Source organism: Streptacidiphilus fuscans, from assembly GCF_015690355.1.
GTDB classification, from domain to species: Bacteria; Actinomycetota; Actinomycetes; order Streptomycetales; family Streptomycetaceae; genus Streptacidiphilus; species Streptacidiphilus fuscans.
Genome location: NZ_JADPRT010000012.1, coordinates 66,458 through 83,833, shown reverse-complemented (window position 1 = coordinate 83,833; position 17,376 = coordinate 66,458). Strand labels below are relative to the sequence as shown.

The 17,376-nt window shown below is 69.7% G+C and carries 14 protein-coding genes; 10 read left to right on the top strand and 4 right to left on the bottom strand.

What is annotated here, in order from left to right:
• The first annotated feature begins 213 nt into the window (after positions 1 to 213).
• The 3 genes from I2501_RS26100 (at position 214) to I2501_RS26090 (ending at position 2,920) form a co-directional block, all read left to right on the top strand.
• Positions 214 to 1,194, top strand: a complete 981-nt coding sequence (locus I2501_RS26100) for an acyl-ACP desaturase (protein ID WP_196196675.1) — start codon at positions 214 to 216, stop codon at positions 1,192 to 1,194.
• Between the two features lie 402 nt (positions 1,195 to 1,596).
• Positions 1,597 to 1,896 carry a DUF4193 domain-containing protein gene (locus tag I2501_RS26095; protein WP_196196674.1) on the top strand — a complete coding sequence of 100 codons (300 nt, stop codon included), beginning with the start codon at positions 1,597 to 1,599 and terminating at the stop codon, positions 1,894 to 1,896.
• Between the two features lie 127 nt (positions 1,897 to 2,023).
• Complete coding sequence (locus I2501_RS26090; protein WP_196196673.1) at positions 2,024 to 2,920, top strand: hypothetical protein; 897 nt, start codon at positions 2,024 to 2,026, stop codon at positions 2,918 to 2,920.
• 150 nt (positions 2,921 to 3,070) lie between these two features.
• On the opposite strand, the gene I2501_RS26085 is transcribed toward I2501_RS26090, so the two are convergent.
• Positions 3,071 to 3,526 carry a DUF3093 domain-containing protein gene (locus tag I2501_RS26085; protein ID WP_408022787.1) on the bottom strand — a complete coding sequence of 152 codons (456 nt, stop codon included), beginning with the start codon at positions 3,524 to 3,526 and terminating at the stop codon, positions 3,071 to 3,073.
• A 67-nt stretch (positions 3,527 to 3,593) separates the two neighbouring features.
• On the opposite strand from I2501_RS26085, the gene I2501_RS26080 reads away from it, so the two are divergent.
• The 5 genes from I2501_RS26080 to I2501_RS26060 all read left to right on the top strand — a co-directional run bounded on the left by I2501_RS26080 (position 3,594) and on the right by I2501_RS26060 (position 7,942).
• Positions 3,594 to 4,181: a PaaI family thioesterase gene (locus I2501_RS26080; protein ID WP_196196671.1), complete on the top strand. Its 588-nt coding sequence runs from the start codon at positions 3,594 to 3,596 to the stop codon at positions 4,179 to 4,181.
• A gap of 5 nt (positions 4,182 to 4,186) precedes the next feature.
• Positions 4,187 to 4,705 (top strand): dUTP diphosphatase, encoded by a 519-nt coding sequence (dut, locus tag I2501_RS26075; RefSeq protein ID WP_196196822.1) that lies wholly within the window; start codon positions 4,187 to 4,189, stop codon positions 4,703 to 4,705.
• A gap of 2 nt (positions 4,706 to 4,707) precedes the next feature.
• Positions 4,708 to 5,475: a DUF3710 domain-containing protein gene (locus I2501_RS26070; RefSeq protein ID WP_196196670.1), complete on the top strand. Its 768-nt coding sequence runs from the start codon at positions 4,708 to 4,710 to the stop codon at positions 5,473 to 5,475.
• Between the two features lie 192 nt (positions 5,476 to 5,667).
• Positions 5,668 to 6,336: an ABC transporter ATP-binding protein gene (locus I2501_RS26065; protein ID WP_196196821.1), complete on the top strand. Its 669-nt coding sequence runs from the start codon at positions 5,668 to 5,670 to the stop codon at positions 6,334 to 6,336.
• Between the two features lie 85 nt (positions 6,337 to 6,421).
• Entirely contained in the window at positions 6,422 to 7,942 is a 1,521-nt protein-coding gene (locus tag I2501_RS26060) for a recombinase family protein (protein ID WP_236047230.1), read from the top strand.
• A gap of 2,357 nt (positions 7,943 to 10,299) precedes the next feature.
• Here I2501_RS26060 and I2501_RS26055 read toward each other — a convergent pair.
• Complete coding sequence (locus I2501_RS26055; protein ID WP_196196669.1) at positions 10,300 to 10,845, bottom strand: ATP-binding protein; 546 nt, start codon at positions 10,843 to 10,845, stop codon at positions 10,300 to 10,302.
• A 147-nt stretch (positions 10,846 to 10,992) separates the two neighbouring features.
• Between I2501_RS26055 and I2501_RS26050 the strand changes: the two genes are divergently transcribed.
• Both I2501_RS26050 and I2501_RS26045 read left to right on the top strand, forming a co-directional pair.
• Positions 10,993 to 12,165, top strand: a complete 1,173-nt coding sequence (locus I2501_RS26050; RefSeq protein WP_236047228.1) for a helix-turn-helix domain-containing protein — start codon at positions 10,993 to 10,995, stop codon at positions 12,163 to 12,165.
• Positions 12,166 to 12,176: 11 nt separating this feature from the next.
• Positions 12,177 to 12,626: a GNAT family N-acetyltransferase gene (locus I2501_RS26045; RefSeq protein ID WP_236047224.1), complete on the top strand. Its 450-nt coding sequence runs from the start codon at positions 12,177 to 12,179 to the stop codon at positions 12,624 to 12,626.
• Between the two features lie 515 nt (positions 12,627 to 13,141).
• Here the strand turns inward: I2501_RS26045 and I2501_RS26040 are convergent.
• Both I2501_RS26040 and valS read right to left on the bottom strand, forming a co-directional pair.
• Positions 13,142 to 14,572 (bottom strand): amidase, encoded by a 1,431-nt coding sequence (locus I2501_RS26040; protein ID WP_196196668.1) that lies wholly within the window; start codon positions 14,570 to 14,572, stop codon positions 13,142 to 13,144.
• A gap of 137 nt (positions 14,573 to 14,709) precedes the next feature.
• Positions 14,710 to 17,334 (bottom strand): valine--tRNA ligase, encoded by a 2,625-nt coding sequence (gene valS / locus I2501_RS26035; RefSeq protein ID WP_196196667.1) that lies wholly within the window; start codon positions 17,332 to 17,334, stop codon positions 14,710 to 14,712.
• Between the last annotated feature and the right edge of the window lie 42 nt (positions 17,335 to 17,376).

The following is a 17,376-nucleotide window of genomic DNA, read 5'->3' as shown; positions in this document are numbered from 1 at the left end:
CAAAAAAAAATCACAACCCAAATTTCCTACAATTTCCACACCCGCCCCCCCCGCCCCCCCCCGCGCCCCCCACGGCGTTTCAGTTGACCGTCCAGTAACCAGGAAAGGGGCTGTGACGTGGGTCCGTGCCCCTTGCCAGCAGGCCCGTTAACAACCTACGGTGGCGTAACCTACGGAAGCGTAGGTGAGTGTCGTACCGAGAGTTGGATTCACGTGACCATCGCCCCCGACCGCCCCGCCGCCGGCCGCGCACACTGGACCGACGTGCAGCTGATCCACGCTCTGGAAGAGGTGGTGGAGCGCGAGCTCAACCGCCACCTGGGGGTCGCCAAGGAGTGGATGCCACACGAGTACGTGCCGTGGAGCCTGGGGCGGGACTTCGACGGCCTGATGGGCGGGGAGGCCTGGGCGGTCGACCAGTCGCCGGTCACCGACGTCGGCCGGGTGTCGCTGGTGGTCAACCTGCTCACCGAGGACAACCTGCCGAGCTACCACCACGAGATCGCGACCATGTTCGGCCGCGACGGCGCGTGGGGCACCTGGGTGCACCAGTGGACGGCCGAGGAGGGCCGCCACGCGATCGTCATGCGCGACTACCTGCTCACCTCGCGTGCGGTCGACCCGGTCGCGCTGGAGCGCGCCCGGATGACGCACATGGCCGAGGGCTTCGAGTCCGACAACAGCCACTCGATGCTGCACTCGGTCGCCTACGTCGCCTTCCAGGAGCTGGCCACCCGGGTCTCGCACCGCAACACCGGCCACAACTCCGGCGACCCCGTCTGCGACCGGATGCTGGCCCGCATCGCGACCGACGAGAACCTGCACATGGTCTTCTACCGCAACCTGCTGAAGGCCGCCCTGGAGATCGCCCCCGACCAGGCGATGCGCGCGATCGCCGACGTGGTGATCAACTTCCGGATGCCCGGTCACGGCATGCCGGGCTTCGAGCGTGCCGCGGCCAAGATGGCCCTGGGCGGGATCTACAACCTCCGGATCCACCACGAGGACGTGCTCACCCCGGTGCTGCGCCACCTCAAGGTGCTGGAGCTGTCAGGGCTCGGCGCAGAAGGCCTCCAGGCCCAGCAGGAGATCGGTCTCTTCATGGACGGCCTGGATGCCCAGGCCCGGCGCTTCGAGGAGCGCCAGGCGGCCATCAAGGCCCGTAAGGCGGCAGCTGCGGCGGCTCGCGGCTGAGCGCCGATGCCATCACGGCGAGACCGACAAGTCCGACTTTCCTGAACTGTGATGAACGTCACACTTCGTGGAGCCAAGGTCGGGGTGCACGCAGTTTCGGCCAATTTGTAGCCGAAGCGGCGACTACCGACGGTGAACATCGGCTTTGTGCACACGCCCAGTGTTTTCGGCGTTTTCGCCGGTCATGATCACGGTAAGTGGTCAGTGAAGCATAATGCCGACTCTGTCGTGCACCCGGCGAACGGGGGCATTGATCACCCGCACGAGGGGCAACTCGGGTGTCGATTGAGTAACGGGCCTTGAAGTAAGGCAAAATCTCGCCCTCGGGTCGGGCACAAGTCCGACTCCCTGCGCGTTACGTGCGCTGGAGATACCCGTAAGCACCCACAGGGGGAGAGTGAAGTGGCGACTGACTACGACACCCCACGCAAGACTGATGACGACCTCAACGAAGACAGCATCGAGGAGCTCAAGGCACGCCGGAACGAGAAGACGACCAGCTCGGTCGACGTCGACGAGTTCGAGGCTGCCGAGGGCTTGGAGCTGCCGGGCGCGGACCTGAGCAACGAAGAGCTCTCCGTCCGTGTGCTGCCGCGACAGGCCGACGAGTTCACGTGCATGAGCTGCTTCCTGGTGCACCACCGGAGCCAGCTGGCCAGTGAGAAGAACGGCCAGCCGATCTGCCGGGACTGCGCCGCCTGATCGAGCGGTGAGAGGAAGGGGACTCATGGGACCGTTCCGCAAGCCGCAGAGATCCTCGGACGGTGACCGACCGCACGGTCGGCCGACCGAACGCTCGAAGGCGGATCCGCTCGCGGACCCCGCCCCCATGGACGACTCCACACGCGACTCCACCGACGGCTCCGACGACGGAGCCTTGCAGTCGCAGACCTTGGAGGCGTCCCTGGATGAGACGTCGGCCGATCTGGCACGGATCGCCGCCGAGATGGAGGTCTGGGACGAGTCCGCTCCCGCGGACTCCGTCCCCGCCGAACGGGGCCGGCTGGCCTCGCTCGGCAGAAAGCTGGGGCGTGGCCTCGGCAAGGGCGCCAAAGGCGCCAAGGGAGGCGCTGTCGGTCTGGCCGACCGGCTGGTCGACGCGGCTCCCAGGATCGCGATCCGTGACGTGTCCACACTCCGGGCTCACCACCCCAACGCTGCGAGCGCCGAGGAGTTGGCCGACCGGATCGCCGCCTCGGCCGCACGCGCCTCGGGCGCCGTGGGCGCGAGCGTCGGCACCGCCGCCATGATGCCGGTGCCGCTGACGATGCCGGTCGAGATCGCCGCGGAGCTCCTCGCCGTGGCGGCGGTCGAGTTCAAGATGGTCGCCGAGCTGTACGAGGCGTACGGGCAGCCCGCCCCCGGGGACGCGAAGCAGCGGGCCATGGCCTATCTGACCGTCTGGTCCGAACGGCGCGGCATGGACGTGTCCAAGCCCGCCACCGTGATCGCCCTGGCCCGCAGCGCGGGCCTGCGTCAGGCGCTGCGCAAGCGGCTCACGCATGCGGGTGTGCGCAAGATCCCCTCGTTGACGCCGCTGATGGTCGGTGCCGCCGCCGGTGCGTACGTCAACCGCAAGGACACCGCGCGGCTGGCCAAGGAGATCCGCCGCGACCTGCGCGAGCGCCGTCCCACCGACCCGGAGTACTGGCACCGGGCCCGTCTGACGGCCGCGGACGTCCGGTCCCGCTCCCGACGCGCACGGCGCGCGGAGCGCGGCGAGTAGCGCCGCAGAACCCCGCAGAAAGCCAGCCCTCGCGCGCCCTGCCCCTGAAAAGCCGAAGACCGGCCGCGGGCTGTGCCCGCGACCGGTCCGAACGATCGCTTCTCCGTGTGTCGTGCTGTGTCGTCCGTGCGGTCCCGTCCCGTGCCGGACTCAGGCGGCCGGGACGGTCTCCGCCTTCGCGGACGCGAGGACCTGCGCTAGGCGCTCCGGCGTCCGCGTGGAGAGGTACAGGTACGGCGTCGGGTCCTCCGGATCGGTGACCGGGATCCGGACGGCCGTCGGGATGTAGCCGCGCAGCAGCATGAAGGCGCGCGCGTCGGCCTTGGCGGTGCGCCAGGTGAACGCGGCCTCCTTGTCCAGGACCTCGGCCGTGCCCAGCGCGGACACCGGAATGCGCGCGTCGCCGGCCACCAGCTGGCCCTGCACCACGCGGATCCGCGGGGAGCCGTAGCTGCTCACCAGCATCGCGGCCGCGGCGCCGCCGATGACCAGGCCGAGCAGGCCGGGGATGGGCCCGAAGATCACAAAGACCAGCATGAAGGAGATGCCGCTTCCTACGGGAAGCAGCCACATGGCCGCCGGGGCGGAGAGGCGTTCGTCGTACATGGCACCCATTGTGCGCCGGGCCGCGACGCGTCAAGGCTCCGGGGGCCTCTGCCTGTAGGGTCGCGGGGTGACCGATAGTCCCCGCCCCAGCCTCACACCACCGCCCGACGCGGCGCAGCCGGTCCGGCATCCGGACGCTCCCGCGCCCGGCAAGGCGATCGAGCCGCACTACGAGCACTGCTTCGCCTGCGGACCCGCCCAGCCGCACGGCCTGCACCTCTCGTCCCGTGCGGGTGAGGGCGTGGAGGTCTTCGCCGAGTTCACCGTGGGCACCGCCCACCAGGGCGCTCCCGGGCTGGCTCACGGCGGCGTGCTGGTCACCGCGATGGACGACGCGCTGGGCACGCTCAACTGGCTGCTGCACACCACGTCCGTCACCGCGCGCCTGGAGACCGACTTCCGCGCCCCGGTGCCGGTGGACTCGACGCTCTACCTGCACACCTGGGCGGAGGCCGTCGTCGGCCGCAAGATCTACTGCCGGGGCGAGGCCCGGCTGGGCGCTCCGGACGGGCCGCTGGCCCTCACCGCCCGCGCCCTGTTCATCCAGGTCACCCTGGACCACTTCGTCAACCACGGCCGCCCCGAGGACATCAAGGCGGTCATCGAGAACCCCGACCTGATCAAGCGCACCCGCGCCTTCGAGGTGAACCCGTGAGTGCCATGAGCGGAGAGATCCACCCCGTCGACGTCCTGCTGCGTCGTCTCGACGACGAGCTGCCGGCCCCGGCGTACGAGCACCCGGGCGATGCCGGCGCCGATCTGCGCACCACCGTCGACGCCGTGCTGGAGCCCGGCGAGCGCGCCGTCCTGCCGACCGGGATCGCGATCGCGCTGCCCGACGGATACGCGGCCTTCGTACACGCGCGCTCCGGGCTGGCCGCGCGGTGCGGCATCGCTCTCGTCAATGCCCCCGGAACCGTCGATGCCGGGTACCGTGGTGAGATCAAGGTGATCGTCGTCAACCTCGACCCGCGCGAGCGGGTGGTCTTCCGTCGCGGGGACCGGATCGCCCAACTGGTCGTCCAGCGGGTGGAGAAGGTCCGGTTCCACGAGGTGGTGGAGCTGCCGGGGTCGGCACGCGCCGCAGGAGGCTTCGGGTCGACGGGGGGCCATGCCGCGGTTAGCATTCCCGCGGCCGGGCAGAAAGACTCTTCGGTACCCGACCGGGAAGGACAGTGACCGTGTTCCGTCGTCGCGCCAAGGGCGAGGACGCTGCCGATCAGCTCGACGAGTTCGTCGACGCCGACAGCGAGGATGTCGCAGGGGCGACTTCCGAGGATGAGGACGACGCAAACGAGCGTGTGGGGCTGCCGCCCGCGCCCCGCCCCGATGGGCCGTTCGACTCCACCGAGATCGACGACGCCAAGGAGGGCCGGGTCGACCTCGGCGGACTCCTGGTGCCCGGCGTCGAAGGCATGGAGCTGCGGGTCGAGGTCGCGGGTGACGCGATCGTGGCGGCCACGCTCGTGCTCGGCAACAGCGCCGTCCAGCTGCAGGCTTTCGCCGCGCCCAAGAACGAGGGCATCTGGGGCGAGGTCCGCAAGGAGATCGCCGACGGGATCACCGCGCAGGGCGGTGCCGTCGACGAGGAGGAGACCGCGCTGGGCTGGGGCCTGCGGGCCCGCGTCCCGGTGCAGTTGCCGGACGGCACGCAGGGCGTGCAGCTGGTCCGCTTCGTCGGCTGCGACGGACCGCGCTGGTTCCTGCGCGGCGTGATCTCCGGCCAGGCCGCGGTGCAGCCGGAGTCGGCCGACGCGCTGGAGCAGATCTTCCGCAAGACCGTCGTGGTCCGCGGCGAGGGCCCGATGGCCCCGCGCGACCCGATCGTGCTGCGCCTGCCCGAGGACGCGCAGATGGTCGCCGACGGCATGCCGCAGCAGCAGGGCCACCCCGGCGTGGACGACCTGAACCCGTTCGAGCGCGGCCCGGAGATCACCGAGGTCCGCTAGAACCTGCCGGTTCTGCCTCTGCAGGTTCTGCAGGCACGTGTGCCCGCCTCTTTCCAGGGGCGGGCACACGTGCGAGAGTTCCCGTCGGCGAGAGGTCGGACCGGCGAGGGGGAGCGCGTGACAGGGACAGGCACGGACGCGGACGCGGACGCCGCCGGGAGCGGTGGAGTGACGCAAACGGAGCTGCCGCCCATGGTCGAGGTCGTCGACCTACGGAAGTCCTTCGGCAGCGGGCCCACGGCGGTGCACGCGCTGCGCGGGGTCTCGTTCACGGTCCGACGGGGCGAGCTGACGGCGCTCAAGGGCCGCTCGGGCTCCGGCAAGACGACGCTGCTCAACCTGGTCGGCGGCCTGGACCGGCCCTCCGGCGGGCAGATCAGGATCGACGGCCGCGACCTCGCCGAGCTGGGCGAGGACGGCCTGCTGGAACTGCGCAGGGACCGGATCGGCTTCGTCTTCCAGTCCTTCGGTCTGCTGCCCATCCTCACGGCCGCCGAGAACGTGGGCGTCCCGATGCGGCTCTGCCGGACACCGGTCGCCGAGCGCGAGGAGCGGGTGCGCGAGCTGCTCGCCCTGGTCGGGCTGGCGGACCACGCCCAACAGCGCCCCGGCGAGCTCTCGGGCGGTCAGCAGCAGCGCGTGGCGATCGCCCGCGCACTCGCCAACCGCCCCGAGTTGATCATCGCGGACGAGCCCACCGGCCAGCTCGACTCCGACACCGGCCGCTCCGTGATGCGGCTGCTCCGCGCGGTCGTCCGCAGCGAGGGCGTGACCGCCCTCGTCGCCACCCACGACCCGACGTTGATGGAGCTGGCCGACCGGGTCCTGGACCTGCGGGACGGGCAGATCGTCTCCGACTGATTGCGCTCACGTCGTGAGGTAGTTGCACTATCCAGGGCAGGCACTTCCGTAATTCGCACAGTAGTGCGGGGACGGGAGTCAGATCATGGACGACATGCTCACGACGGAGTATGACGGGTGCGGCCGTTGCTGTGTGGGTGTGCGGCGGTTGTCGCGCAGGTCGGACGACACCAGCAGCCCGGAGCGTCAGGCGCAGCAGATCATCGCCGCCGTCGAGGAGGCGGGCGGGCACGTCATCGCGTGGGCGGATGACTGGGAGGTGTCCGGGGCCACGGACCCGATGACCCGCAAGGGGTTCGGTCCGTGGCTGCGCGGTGAGATGGGTCCGTACGACGGGATCGCAGCGGCGAGCGTGGACCGCGTGGGGCGCAACGTCCGGGACACGCTCAACACTCAGGAGCTGTTGACCGGGCAGGGCCGGTTGATCATCACCGCCGATCACCCTGGGGTGTGGGACTTCACCGACCCCAACCAGGAGAACGAGTGGCTGATGAAGGCATGGGGTTCGCAGATGGAACTGCGGATGATCCAGAAGCGGAACCGTGACGAGACGCTGCGCGCCCGCGCGGCCGGACAGCCCCGGCAGATGCCGCCCTACGGCTACATGTACGTCCGCCTTGTTCCTACCGGCAAGGTGGATCACGTCGCGGTCGATCTCGTCGCCCATGCGGTGATCTCCGAAGTGGCTCAGCGGATCTTGGCCGATGAGACAGGCAAGATCACCGTTCACTCCGAGGCCGCCAGGCTGACCCGAGCCGGGGTGCCGTCCCCGTCGGACCGACGCGCGCAGCTCTACGGCCGTCCGATGAAGGGCACGCCGTGGAACCCGAAGACCGTGCGCGCGATCTTGACCAGTGACGCGGCACTCGGCTACCTCATGCACCAGGGCCGTCCGGTGACCGGCGAGGACGGCAAGCCCGTGCGATTGGCTGACCCGCTGTGGGACGCGGCCACGCATCGGGCTCTCGCGGAGAAGCTGGCCCGCAAGCGGGACGGTGCCCGCACGCCCAAGGGCACGCACCTGCTGTCGGGGGTGTCGTGGTGCGGGAACTGCGGAGCGCGCCTCTACATCGCTGGTCGTTCCGCCGGGCAGCCTGCCTCCTACGGCTGCACCGGCCGGGTGCGCGGCATCCCCGCCTCCCAGGACTGCCAGCCTGCCCCGATGATGGCTGTCCCGATGCTTGACCAGGCGGTAGCGGAGTGGTTCGTGAAGGAGTACGGGGCGGGGGAGGTGATGGCCAAGGTGTACGACCCGGGCACCGGGTACGCGTCCGAGATCAAGGAGTTGGAAGCGTCCCGGGCCCGACTGCGGGAGGACCGCGCGGCAGGGCTGTACGACGAGCCGGACGACGCGCAGTGGTTCAGGACCCGCTACGCCGAGTTGGGCAAGGAGATCACCGAGTTGCGGTCACAGCCCGAGCGCGCGCCGGGCATGCGGATGGTGCCGACTGGGAAGACCATCGCGCAGGCGTGGGCGGATGCCGAAGACGACGCCGTACGGCGGGAGATGCTCAACGAGTACGACGTACGGGTCGTGCTCCACCCCGTAGGGGCCAAGCGCCGCTACTCGGTCACCGGCGTGCGCCTGATGGACGTCGCCGCATAGGGATCAAGAGGGCTGCCCCGGTGACGAAGGGCCGGGGCAGCACCACTCACGCTACGCCAGGGATGTCCAGGTGGGGGACGACGTAGCGGAGGACTCGCCTCCGCGCGTCTGGGTGACGATCTGCCAGGAGTCCGCGCCGTCACCCGCCTGGGCAGCACGCTGACGCGCCCGACAGGCCAGCCCTCACCACGGTTCTCAAAGTCTGACTGCGGTCCAAGATGATCACGGTCAGCACCAGCAACAACGCGCCGTGCCCCACCCTCCCACCCGGGTTCGAGCTGCCGCGCTATACGTCTGCCCCGCTACACCTCATCGCTTTCCAGAGCGGCCAGCAGCTCACGCCGACCCAGACGGACCGTCAGCCTTGTCGCGGATCAGGCGCAGTTCGCCTACGCGCTCCGGACCAGCGCCAAGCCCCGCACCGCCTAGGCCAAGCCGACAGCTGACCGGCCAACCGCACCGGCCCCCGAATCGGCGCTGTGTCCGGGGGCTGTCGAAGTTGGCCTTTACTTACTCAAGAGCGGCGCGATGCGCCGCCGGGCGGCCCTTGCCGCCGCGCCCTTGCGCATGCGGCCTTCGGCCGTTCGCGGGCGGGCGGCCAGGCCGCCCGCCCCACGCGACCACTCAGAGCAGTACGACCATGACGACACCCCTACCACCCGCCAGCACAGGGCCGAGCAGCTGTGGCCGGGCGCGGACGGCAGGCCAGCGGCCTTGGGCAGTGCAGCCCAGACGCGAGCACAAGCGCCATTCTGCCCAAGGCCGCGGGCCCGCCGGCCGCTTGCCACCCTGACACCTAAGTGCAGCTCAGGCACTTCTCGCTCCTACCGTCTGCACTTCGTCATCCGCTCCAAGGCAGCGCCCAGCTTCCGCGCTCCCAGTGGCGTTCCCTCCAGGTGGACCACGCCGCTCCCGTCCTGCGCCCATCCCGCCTGAGCCCGCATCAGCGCGCGAGTCACCCCGTGCTCCAGCAACACGGCGTTCAACGCCTCAGCAGCCGCCCGAGCCTCCAGCCACGCCCCCTCGTAATCCACCCCAGGCACCAACGGCCCACCGCCCAACTCCGGAGCCTCCCACTCCCTCTCGATCCCGGCCCCGCCCCCGTCATCGTCCATGGTCATCCTGTCCTCAGTTCCCCGTGCCAGCTCTGACCCTGCGGCACCGCGACCCAGACGACCAACCCCGGTGCACCCGACCGGAGTTGACGGGCATATGCCCGAACACGCGCAATCACCCGAGTACCATCGGTACCGGGTTCACGCCCACCGGACCACCCCACGCTGTCGAAGGTGAGGGGGTGGTCCGGCACGAACTTCGGTTGTTCTGAGATGCGGCTCCCGGCCGGAAAGGTCCACCAGTTACGGCCGGGAGCCCAACCCGCAGGGAAGTAGCCGCAACCGTGCGGGAGCTATTACGGGCACCCACCGCCGGAGCGGGACTCGCCAGCTCCGGGCACGAGGTCGTCAATCGAGTCCAGGTCGATGCGGATGGTGCCCCCGCCGCGCACCCTGACCTCGCCAAGGGTGCAGTTGATCGCATCCGAGATGGCATCCCCGACCCATTCAGGGTCAGGCGCTCCGTCCAACACGACCGCCGAGATCGTGGCGGTCAAGCGGCAGACGACACGGTCAGCCTCTTCCTGCATGATCACCCTCCGTCCAAGCCCTGCGCCAGCCTCTTCGGAATCCGCTGACCACAGGAGCCACCCCGGGAACGCGACTGCGTACCGCCGCGCCGGATCGCGATGCCCCGCTCCCGCAACACGCGCCGCACAACCTGACGGGACACGCCCACCCGCTCCCCAACCAGAATCAGGCTCAACCGCTCAACCTGGTACAGGTTCACGACTTCAGCGGCTTTGCTCTCCTCCACCAGGAGCCGAGTCGTCCGCCGCTGCACCGGCTCACCGTGCCGCTTCAAGATCCGATACACGGTCGACTGCGACGCCCCGAATCGCTCCCACAAGACCCGAATCGAAGCGCCCTCCCGATACGCGGCGATGATCTCCGGAGCGTCTCGCTCATACGAACCCCGCAAAGGCACGACCATCAGCCACGCCCCCGCATCAGATGCCAAGCGTGCACATACTGCTCAAGGCCCCGAACCCTCTCGATCCGTGCCCGCTCAGGCCGCACCTTCCCGTGGCAGTACCCGCAACGGAACACCTGCCCACGCCCGGTAGCCGAGCCCCGATCCCGCCAACCGAACATCACTCAGCCCTCCCGTGATCTTCCGTCAATGTCTCTTCCACCTCGTCCCACTCGTCCTCCGCACCAGACGGACCAACCTCCAAAGAGGGCCGGAACGGCGGAGCGAGCCAAGAGCTCCAGGTGAAGCCCGCCAGATTCCTGTTCGACTCAGCCACAGTCACCACCACCCGTCAGGGGTTCGAAATAGCGAGGGGTGTCCAATCGCGCATACACGGTCTTGCCGAGCCCAGAGAGCTGACGCCACCACAGGTGATCTGCTATCCGCTGCACGATCATCAACCCCCGCCCGTCCATCAACAGCGCCTCCGCCGGATCACTGTCCCGACCAGGGGCGGTCAGAAGCGGGGCGGCTGTGCTCGTATCGCCGACCTCCACGAAGAGACAGCAGGTGGGGAAGTACCTCAGCCCCAACGACACGGGCAGAGGCCAGCCCCCCGACTGGCCGTGCGTCAACGCGTTGCCCATCAACTCGCCCACGCACAAGGCCACGTCGTCCGCCATCGGCGAAAGCCGCCAATCGGCAACCGCCTCCACCGCCACCTGACGCGCGATCCCCGCCACATTCAGGCCCGGACGACGCCACACCCAACTCCGGTACCGGTGCCGCTGCTGAAGCACCTCAGTCCAGTCGAGTACAGGCAATGGGATACGCATCAGCGTTCCCGTGTTCGGTGGCGAACTGAGCAGCCCCATCGGTACAGACCTCTCGTAATCCGCCGACCAGATCAGCGGCGATACGAGTAGCCTCGTTTGCAGGAGCTACCAGTGGTAGGGAAACCCTGTCCGCCACCGTCCGCAGCACAGCGGACAGTGCGGACGCTGCGGACACCGGGAATGCTGATGACCAGTGAATCCTTCGGCCAAGCGCTCCGGCGCTTACGTGGCAGCCTGTCAGTTCGCGACGTCGCGGCGTTGGCCCACTGCGGCAAGTCCATGATCTCCGACCTGGAGAACGGCAAGAGGCAGCCCACGGCCGCCATGGCACAGTCGCTGGACGCTGCACTCAGCGGACACGGACAGTTGATCGACATTGCAGCACACCCGCCAGGAACTCCAACTACCGTTCTGGCCGCTGATCTCCGCGCGACGTTTGCTGATCAACTCGCCGAAGGGCCGATGACCAGCGCGTCGCTGGACGAGTGGGAATTCACCGTAGCCCGCCACGGACGAGCGACGCGCTATCGGCCGGAGCAAGACCTACTGGCTGACCTACTGGCCGATTTCGCCGACCTGAGAACTGTCCTCGATCACCGTCATCCGCCAGCCATAAGGCGACGTTTGCTCTCGTCAGCCGCTCGAATCTCCGGGCTCTTAGCGCTCACTCTGCTCAAGCTGGACGATCCAGGCGCACGCGACTGGTGGCGCACCGGACGAGCCGCCGCCGCTCAAGCCGAAGACCGAGCCGTGCTCGCGTGGATCTACGCGCAGGAGTCCTACCAGCTGTACTACAGCGGCGACCTGTTCGGTGCGGTCGAACTGTCCATCCGCGCCCAGGAACTCGCAGGTGGACTGCCCTGTGTTGCGGACGCACTGGCCGCCCCGCTAGAAGCCCGAGCGCACGCGCTGGCCGGGCACCGTGATCAGACCATGGATGCCCTGCGGCGAGCGGAGACAGCCCTCCTGCGTCTTTCGCCCGAGGATAGGCAACCCTCGGCCCTCGGCTACGACGAGGCACAACTCGCCTTCCACGCCGGAAACGCGTGGACCGCCCTTCACGAGACCGATCGGGCTTGGGAACAGCAAGAACGGGCCCTTGAGCTGTACCCCGATGAGAATCGAACCGACCGGACCCTGATCCTTCTGGACCGCGCCGCCTGTCTTGCCTGGGACGGAGACCCGGGCGCAGGTGCACAGCTCGCGACCGAAGCAATCGTCGCGCTCCCGGTTGAGCACAGGAGTCCGCTTGTCCTCTACCGAGCCCGTGATCTTGCCGTTAGTGTGCCGGGGACGAACAGGCAGTTGCCTGAGGTCAGGGTTCTGCGTGAGGTCTTGGCCCTGCCCTCGGCTGGTTGAGGGAGACGCCCATGGCGCTGACGGTCGAACATGCCACCGAAGAGGACTCCGAGATCATCAGCGTCATCCTCGGGGAGATCGAGGCTTACTACGGCGGCTCTGCCGACGCGCCGGACGTCAAGCAGGTTCGCCAAGCACTGTTCGGCCCCCGGCAGGCTGCAACCGTGCTCTTGGCACGCGATGGGTCGCAGATCCTCGGGCTTGCCTCAGTCAGCCTCCTGTGGCCAGCCGCAGGGGCGGACACCAGCCTGTACCTGAAGGAGTTGTACGTTCGGGAGGACCATCGACTTAAGGGGGTCGCCCGCGCGCTGATGGACGCCGTTCACGACGAAGCGCGTCAGGCAGGATGCTCCCGAGTCGAGTGGACCGCCGACCGGGACAACCCGCCTGCTCTCGCGTTGTACGCCGCCCTTGGTGTCTCCCCCCACGACGGCAAGGTTTTCTACCGAAGCCAGGCCTGACAGCGCTTCGAACGGCCAAGGTCGGCTCGGCTTCGGGTCTGACCCGAAGAGGCGTCTTCACGTTGGGTGGAATCGCGCCAGAGACGATGGTCGGCGGCGGGCAAGGTTTTACGCACCTTGCCGCGTCGGGACCCGCGCCGGGCACTTCTGGGGGGCCACTCGGTCACATTAAGGGCAGGCTAGGAGCCTGCCCGAGTTTGCGCGCCAGCTTACGGCCCCCCAGCAGCGCCCGACCCCAGCCCCGGCAAGGACACCGCCCAAAACCTTGCCCGCTTGCAGCAGCTCGGGCGGCGTCAGGGCTGAGATGATCATGCCGTTTCATGGTGAAACCCCTGATCAGAGCCCAAGTCGCCGCTACAATTGTGCATAGAGGAAGTGCCTGGGGCGCGAGGAACTGCGCGACAAGCCACCCTGCGAGGTCGAGCCCCGAACGCGCAGGGCCATCCGCTCGTCCGTGGTTCTCGCGCAGTTCCCCGCGCCCCTAAGTGCTGCAACTACGTCGCCGTTGCCCCGGTCTACCAGATCTCGGGCTTGCGTCCGGACCACGGCCTCGCGGCCTCCAGCTGGGCGGAGAGCGAGATCAGCGTCGCCTCCGCGCCGTAGTGGCCGCCGAGCATGACGCCGATCGGGAGGCCTTCGGCCGACCAGTGGAGGGGCAGGTTGACCGCGGGCTGGCCGGTGGCGTTGAACAGCGGGGTGAACGGCGTGAAGTGGGCCAGGTTGTCGAACTCCGCGCCCGGGTCGGCGTCGTTGCGGAGGCCGCCGACCAGCGCGGGCGGCTTCGCCAGCGTCGGGCTGAGGACCACGTCGTAGTCGGCCATGAGCTGCGCGACCAACTCGCCGACCGCGCGGAAGGTGTAGAGCGCGGTGGCGAAGTCGGGGCCGGAGACCTGGCGGCCGAGCGAGCGCAGGTGCCGGGTCAGCGGCATCAGCCGCTCCTCGTCGTGGGGAGCCACCGGGCGCTGCGTGGCCATCACCGCCCAGACCTGGCGGAAGACGCGGCTGAGCGTCTCGTCCGCGGGGAGGGCCATCTCGTCGACGCGGTGCCCGAGGCCGCTCAACAGCTCGGCGGCGTCGCGCGTGGCCGCGACGCAGTCGGCGTGGACCTCGACGCCGGGCACGGGCGCGTCGGTCAGCACCGCGATCCGCAGGGAGCCGGGATCGCGTTCGGCGTGCGAGCGGAAGGTCTCGCCCGTCGGCAGCTCGGGTGCGGTGTACGGGTCTCCGGGCATCCGGCCCGCCATCACGTCGAGCAGCGCGGCGGCGTCGGCGACGGTCCGGGCCAGCGGGCCGCTGGTGGAGAGGCCGCTGATGTCGTGCAGGGTCGGGCCGGAACTGATCCGGCCGCGGCTGGGCTTGATCCCGAACAGCCCGCAGACCGAGGCGGGGATGCGGATCGAGCCGCCGCCGTCGCTGCCGTGGGCCAGCGGCGCCAGACCGGACGCCACGGCGGCGGCCGCGCCGCCGCTGGAGCCGCCCGCGGACCGCTCCAGGTCCCAGGGCGTCCGGGACGGCGGGGCGACCTCGTTCTCCGAGTAGCAGGGCAGGCCGAACTCGGGAGTCTGGGTCTTGCCGAGCATGATCGTGCCGGCCTCGCGCATCCGCACGACCACGTGGTCGTCCACGTCCGGCACGTGCTCGGCGTAGGCGCGGGAGCCGAGCGTGGCCCGTACCCCGGCCACGAAGTTGAGGTCCTTGACGGGTACGGGGACGCCGTGGAGCGGCGCGAGGGCCCGTCCCTCGCGCCGGGCCTCGGCGGAGTCCTCCTCGGCCTGTGCGGCCTGCGCCAGGGCCAGCTCCGGGGTGACGGTGACGTAGGCGCCGACGGTCTCGTTGAGCTGCTCGATCCGCTCCAGGTAGTGCTGGGTCAGCTCGACCGGGGAGAGCTTGCCCGTCGCGATCAACTCGCCCTGCTCCAACGCGGTCAGATCGTGCAACTGCGGCATACCGGCCTCCAGAGTCCTACCAGCGGGTAGCTCCCGCGTCCCGCCCGCGATCCTCGCACCGCGACGGAAGCCTGGCCAGGGGTGCGCGGTCGACGGATCCGCCGCCCGCACACCCCGACCGTGCCGGGACTGCCCGCTCAGAGCACGACGCTGACGGCCAACTCCGGCGCGGTTCCGTCGGCGTCGGCGGGCGTCTCGTCGACCGCGAGCCGGGCGATCCGGCCTGCGGCGCGGACGTCGGCGAGGGCCTGCTCGGCCAAGGGACGCAGCGCGGGCGGTGCGGTGACGCGGGCCTCCGCGACCTCGGTGCGCATGGAGACCTGGGCCTCGGACTTGGCCTTGCGGACCGCGGCGATCATCTCGGCCGCGAGGTCGAGCACCCGCGGTTCCGCGTGCGGACCGGCCAGCTCGCGCAGTTCCTCGGCGTCGGGCCAGGCGGTGGTGTGGACCGAGCCCTGCTGCCACCAGGACCAGACCTCCTCGGCGGCGAAGGGCAGCACCGGAGCGAAGAGGCGCTGGAGCGTGGAGAGCGCCACCCGCAGCGCGGCCCGGGCCGAGGCTGCTCCCGACGCGTCGGAACCGTCGCCGTAGGCGCGTGACTTGACCAGCTCCAGGTAGTCGTCGCAGAACCGCCAGAAGAAGGTCTCGGTCCGTTCCAGCGCGCGGGCGTGGTCGAGCGCGTCGAACGCATCGGTCACCGCGGCGACCGTTTCTGCGAGTTGGGCCAGCATCGACCGGTCGATCGGCTCGGTGACCGTTCCCGTGATCGATTCTTCGACCGCGCTGTCGGACGAGCCGTCCCCGCCGAGGGTGAGGACGAACTTGCTCGCGTTGAGCAGTTTGATCGCCAGCCGTCGGCCGATCTTCATCTGACCGGGGTCGAAGGCGGTGTCCGTCCCCGGTCGCGCGCTCGCCGCCCAGTAGCGGACCGCGTCCGAGCCGTGCTGGACCAGGAGGTCGTTCGGGGTGACCACGTTGCCGACCGACTTGGACATCTTCTTCCGGTCCGGGTCCAGGATCCAGCCGGAGACGGCCGCCTGACGGAACGGCAGTTCGCCGAACTCGCTGTCGGCGCGGACGACCGCGGAGAAGAGCCAGGTCCGGATGATCTCGTGGGCCTGCGGGCGCAGGTCCATCGGGAAGACCCGGGTGAAGAGGTCCTGGTCCGTGCCCCAGCGTCCGGCGATCAGCGGGGTCAACGAGGAGGTGGCCCAGGTGTCCAGGACGTCCGGGTCGCCGACGAAGCCGCCAGGGACGCCGCGTTGCTCCTCGTGGTACCCCTCCGGGACGTCCGTGCTCGGGTCGACCGGCAGGCGGGACTCGTCGGGGACCAGCGGCCGGTCGTGGCGTGGCGCGCCGCGCTCGTCCAGCTCGTACCAGACCGGGATCGGGACGCCGAAGAACCGCTGCCTGCTGACCAGCCAGTCGCCGTTGAGTCCGGAGACCCAGCTGTCGTACCGCGCCTTCATGAAGCCGGGGCTCCACCGCAGTTGGTCACCCCGGGCGAGCAGCCGGGCGCGCAGCTCCTCGTCGCGACCGCCGTTGCGCAGGTACCACTGGCGGGTGGTGACGATCTCCAGCGGGCGGTCGCCCTTCTCGTAGAACTTGACCGCGTGCGTCACCGGCCGTGGCTCGCCCAGCAGTTCGCCGCTCTCGCGCAAGGCCGCGACGATCCGCTCGCGGGCGGTGTGCGCGGTGGCCCCGGCCAGGCCGGCGTAGACGGCCAGGGCCTGATCACTCGTCAGTCCCGGCGGCGGCTCGGGCAGGAACCGGCCGTCGAAGCCGATGACGGGTCGGGTGGCCAACTGGAGTTCCCGCCACCAGACCACGTCGGTGGTGTCGCCGAAGGTGCAGACCATGGCGACGCCGGTGCCCTTCTCCGGATCGGCCAGCGGGTGTGCCAGGACCGGGACGTCGACACCGAAGAGCGGCGTGCGGACGGTCCGCCCGAAGAGCGGCCGGTAGCGCTCGTCGTCGGGGTGGGCGACCAGGGCGACGCAGGCGGGCAGCAGTTCCGGACGGGTGGTAGCGATCTCGACGGCGACGCCGTCCGCTCCGTCCTTGCCGTGGAAGAGCAGGTGGTGGTAGGCGCCGGGGCGTTCCCTGTCCTCCAACTCGGCCTGGGCCACAGCGGTGCGGAAGGTGACGTCCCAGAGCGTCGGGGCCTCGGCCAGATACGCCTCGCCTCGGGCCAGGTTCCGAAGAAACGCTCGCTGCGAGATCGATCGCGCACGGGTGTCGATCGTTCGATAGGTCATCGACCAGTCGACAGAGAGGCCGAGCCGACGCCAGAGCTCCTCGAAGGCCTGCTCGTCCTGCTCGGTGAGCCGGTCGCAGAGCTCGATGAAGTTCCGCCGTGAGATCGGCAGTTGCTCCCGCCCCGGATGCTCCGGGGGAGTGAAGTCCGGGTCGTAGGGCAGGGACGGGTCGCAGCGGACGCCGAAGTAGTTCTGGACCCGGCGCTCCGTGGGCAGGCCGTTGTCGTCCCAGCCCATCGGGTAGAAGACGGCCCGGCCGCGCATCCGTTGGTAGCGGGCGACGGTGTCGGTGTGCGTGTAGGAGAAGACATGGCCGACATGGAGCGAGCCGCTGACCGTGGGCGGCGGTGTGTCGATGGAGAAGACCTCGGCCCTGGGCCTGGTCCGGTCGAAGGCGAATACCCCGGACTCGTCCCACCGGCGCGACCAGCTCTCTTCGAGCCCGTCGAGGGAGGGCTTCTCGGGGACGGCGGCGGCCCTGCGGGCCGGCGGGTTCTGTTCCATGGCGCACCATAACGCCGACGCGGGCGCGGACGCCCGGCAATT

Coding starts and splice junctions, on each gene's coding strand:
- I2501_RS26090 (WP_196196673.1), top strand. CDS start 2,024: ATGGACGACTCCACACGCGACTCCACCGACGGCTCCGACGACGGAGCC.
- I2501_RS26085 (WP_408022787.1), bottom strand. CDS start 3,526: ATGTACGACGAACGCCTCTCCGCCCCGGCGGCCATGTGGCTGCTTCCC.
- dut (WP_196196822.1), top strand. CDS start 4,187: ATGAGCGGAGAGATCCACCCCGTCGACGTCCTGCTGCGTCGTCTCGAC.
- I2501_RS26065 (WP_196196821.1), top strand. CDS start 5,668: ATGGTCGAGGTCGTCGACCTACGGAAGTCCTTCGGCAGCGGGCCCACG.
- I2501_RS26060 (WP_236047230.1), top strand. CDS start 6,422: ATGGACGACATGCTCACGACGGAGTATGACGGGTGCGGCCGTTGCTGT.
- I2501_RS26055 (WP_196196669.1), bottom strand. CDS start 10,845: ATGGGGCTGCTCAGTTCGCCACCGAACACGGGAACGCTGATGCGTATC.
- I2501_RS26050 (WP_236047228.1), top strand. CDS start 10,993: ATGACCAGTGAATCCTTCGGCCAAGCGCTCCGGCGCTTACGTGGCAGC.
- I2501_RS26045 (WP_236047224.1), top strand. CDS start 12,177: ATGGCGCTGACGGTCGAACATGCCACCGAAGAGGACTCCGAGATCATC.
- I2501_RS26040 (WP_196196668.1), bottom strand. CDS start 14,572: ATGCCGCAGTTGCACGATCTGACCGCGTTGGAGCAGGGCGAGTTGATC.
- valS (WP_196196667.1), bottom strand. CDS start 17,334: ATGGAACAGAACCCGCCGGCCCGCAGGGCCGCCGCCGTCCCCGAGAAG.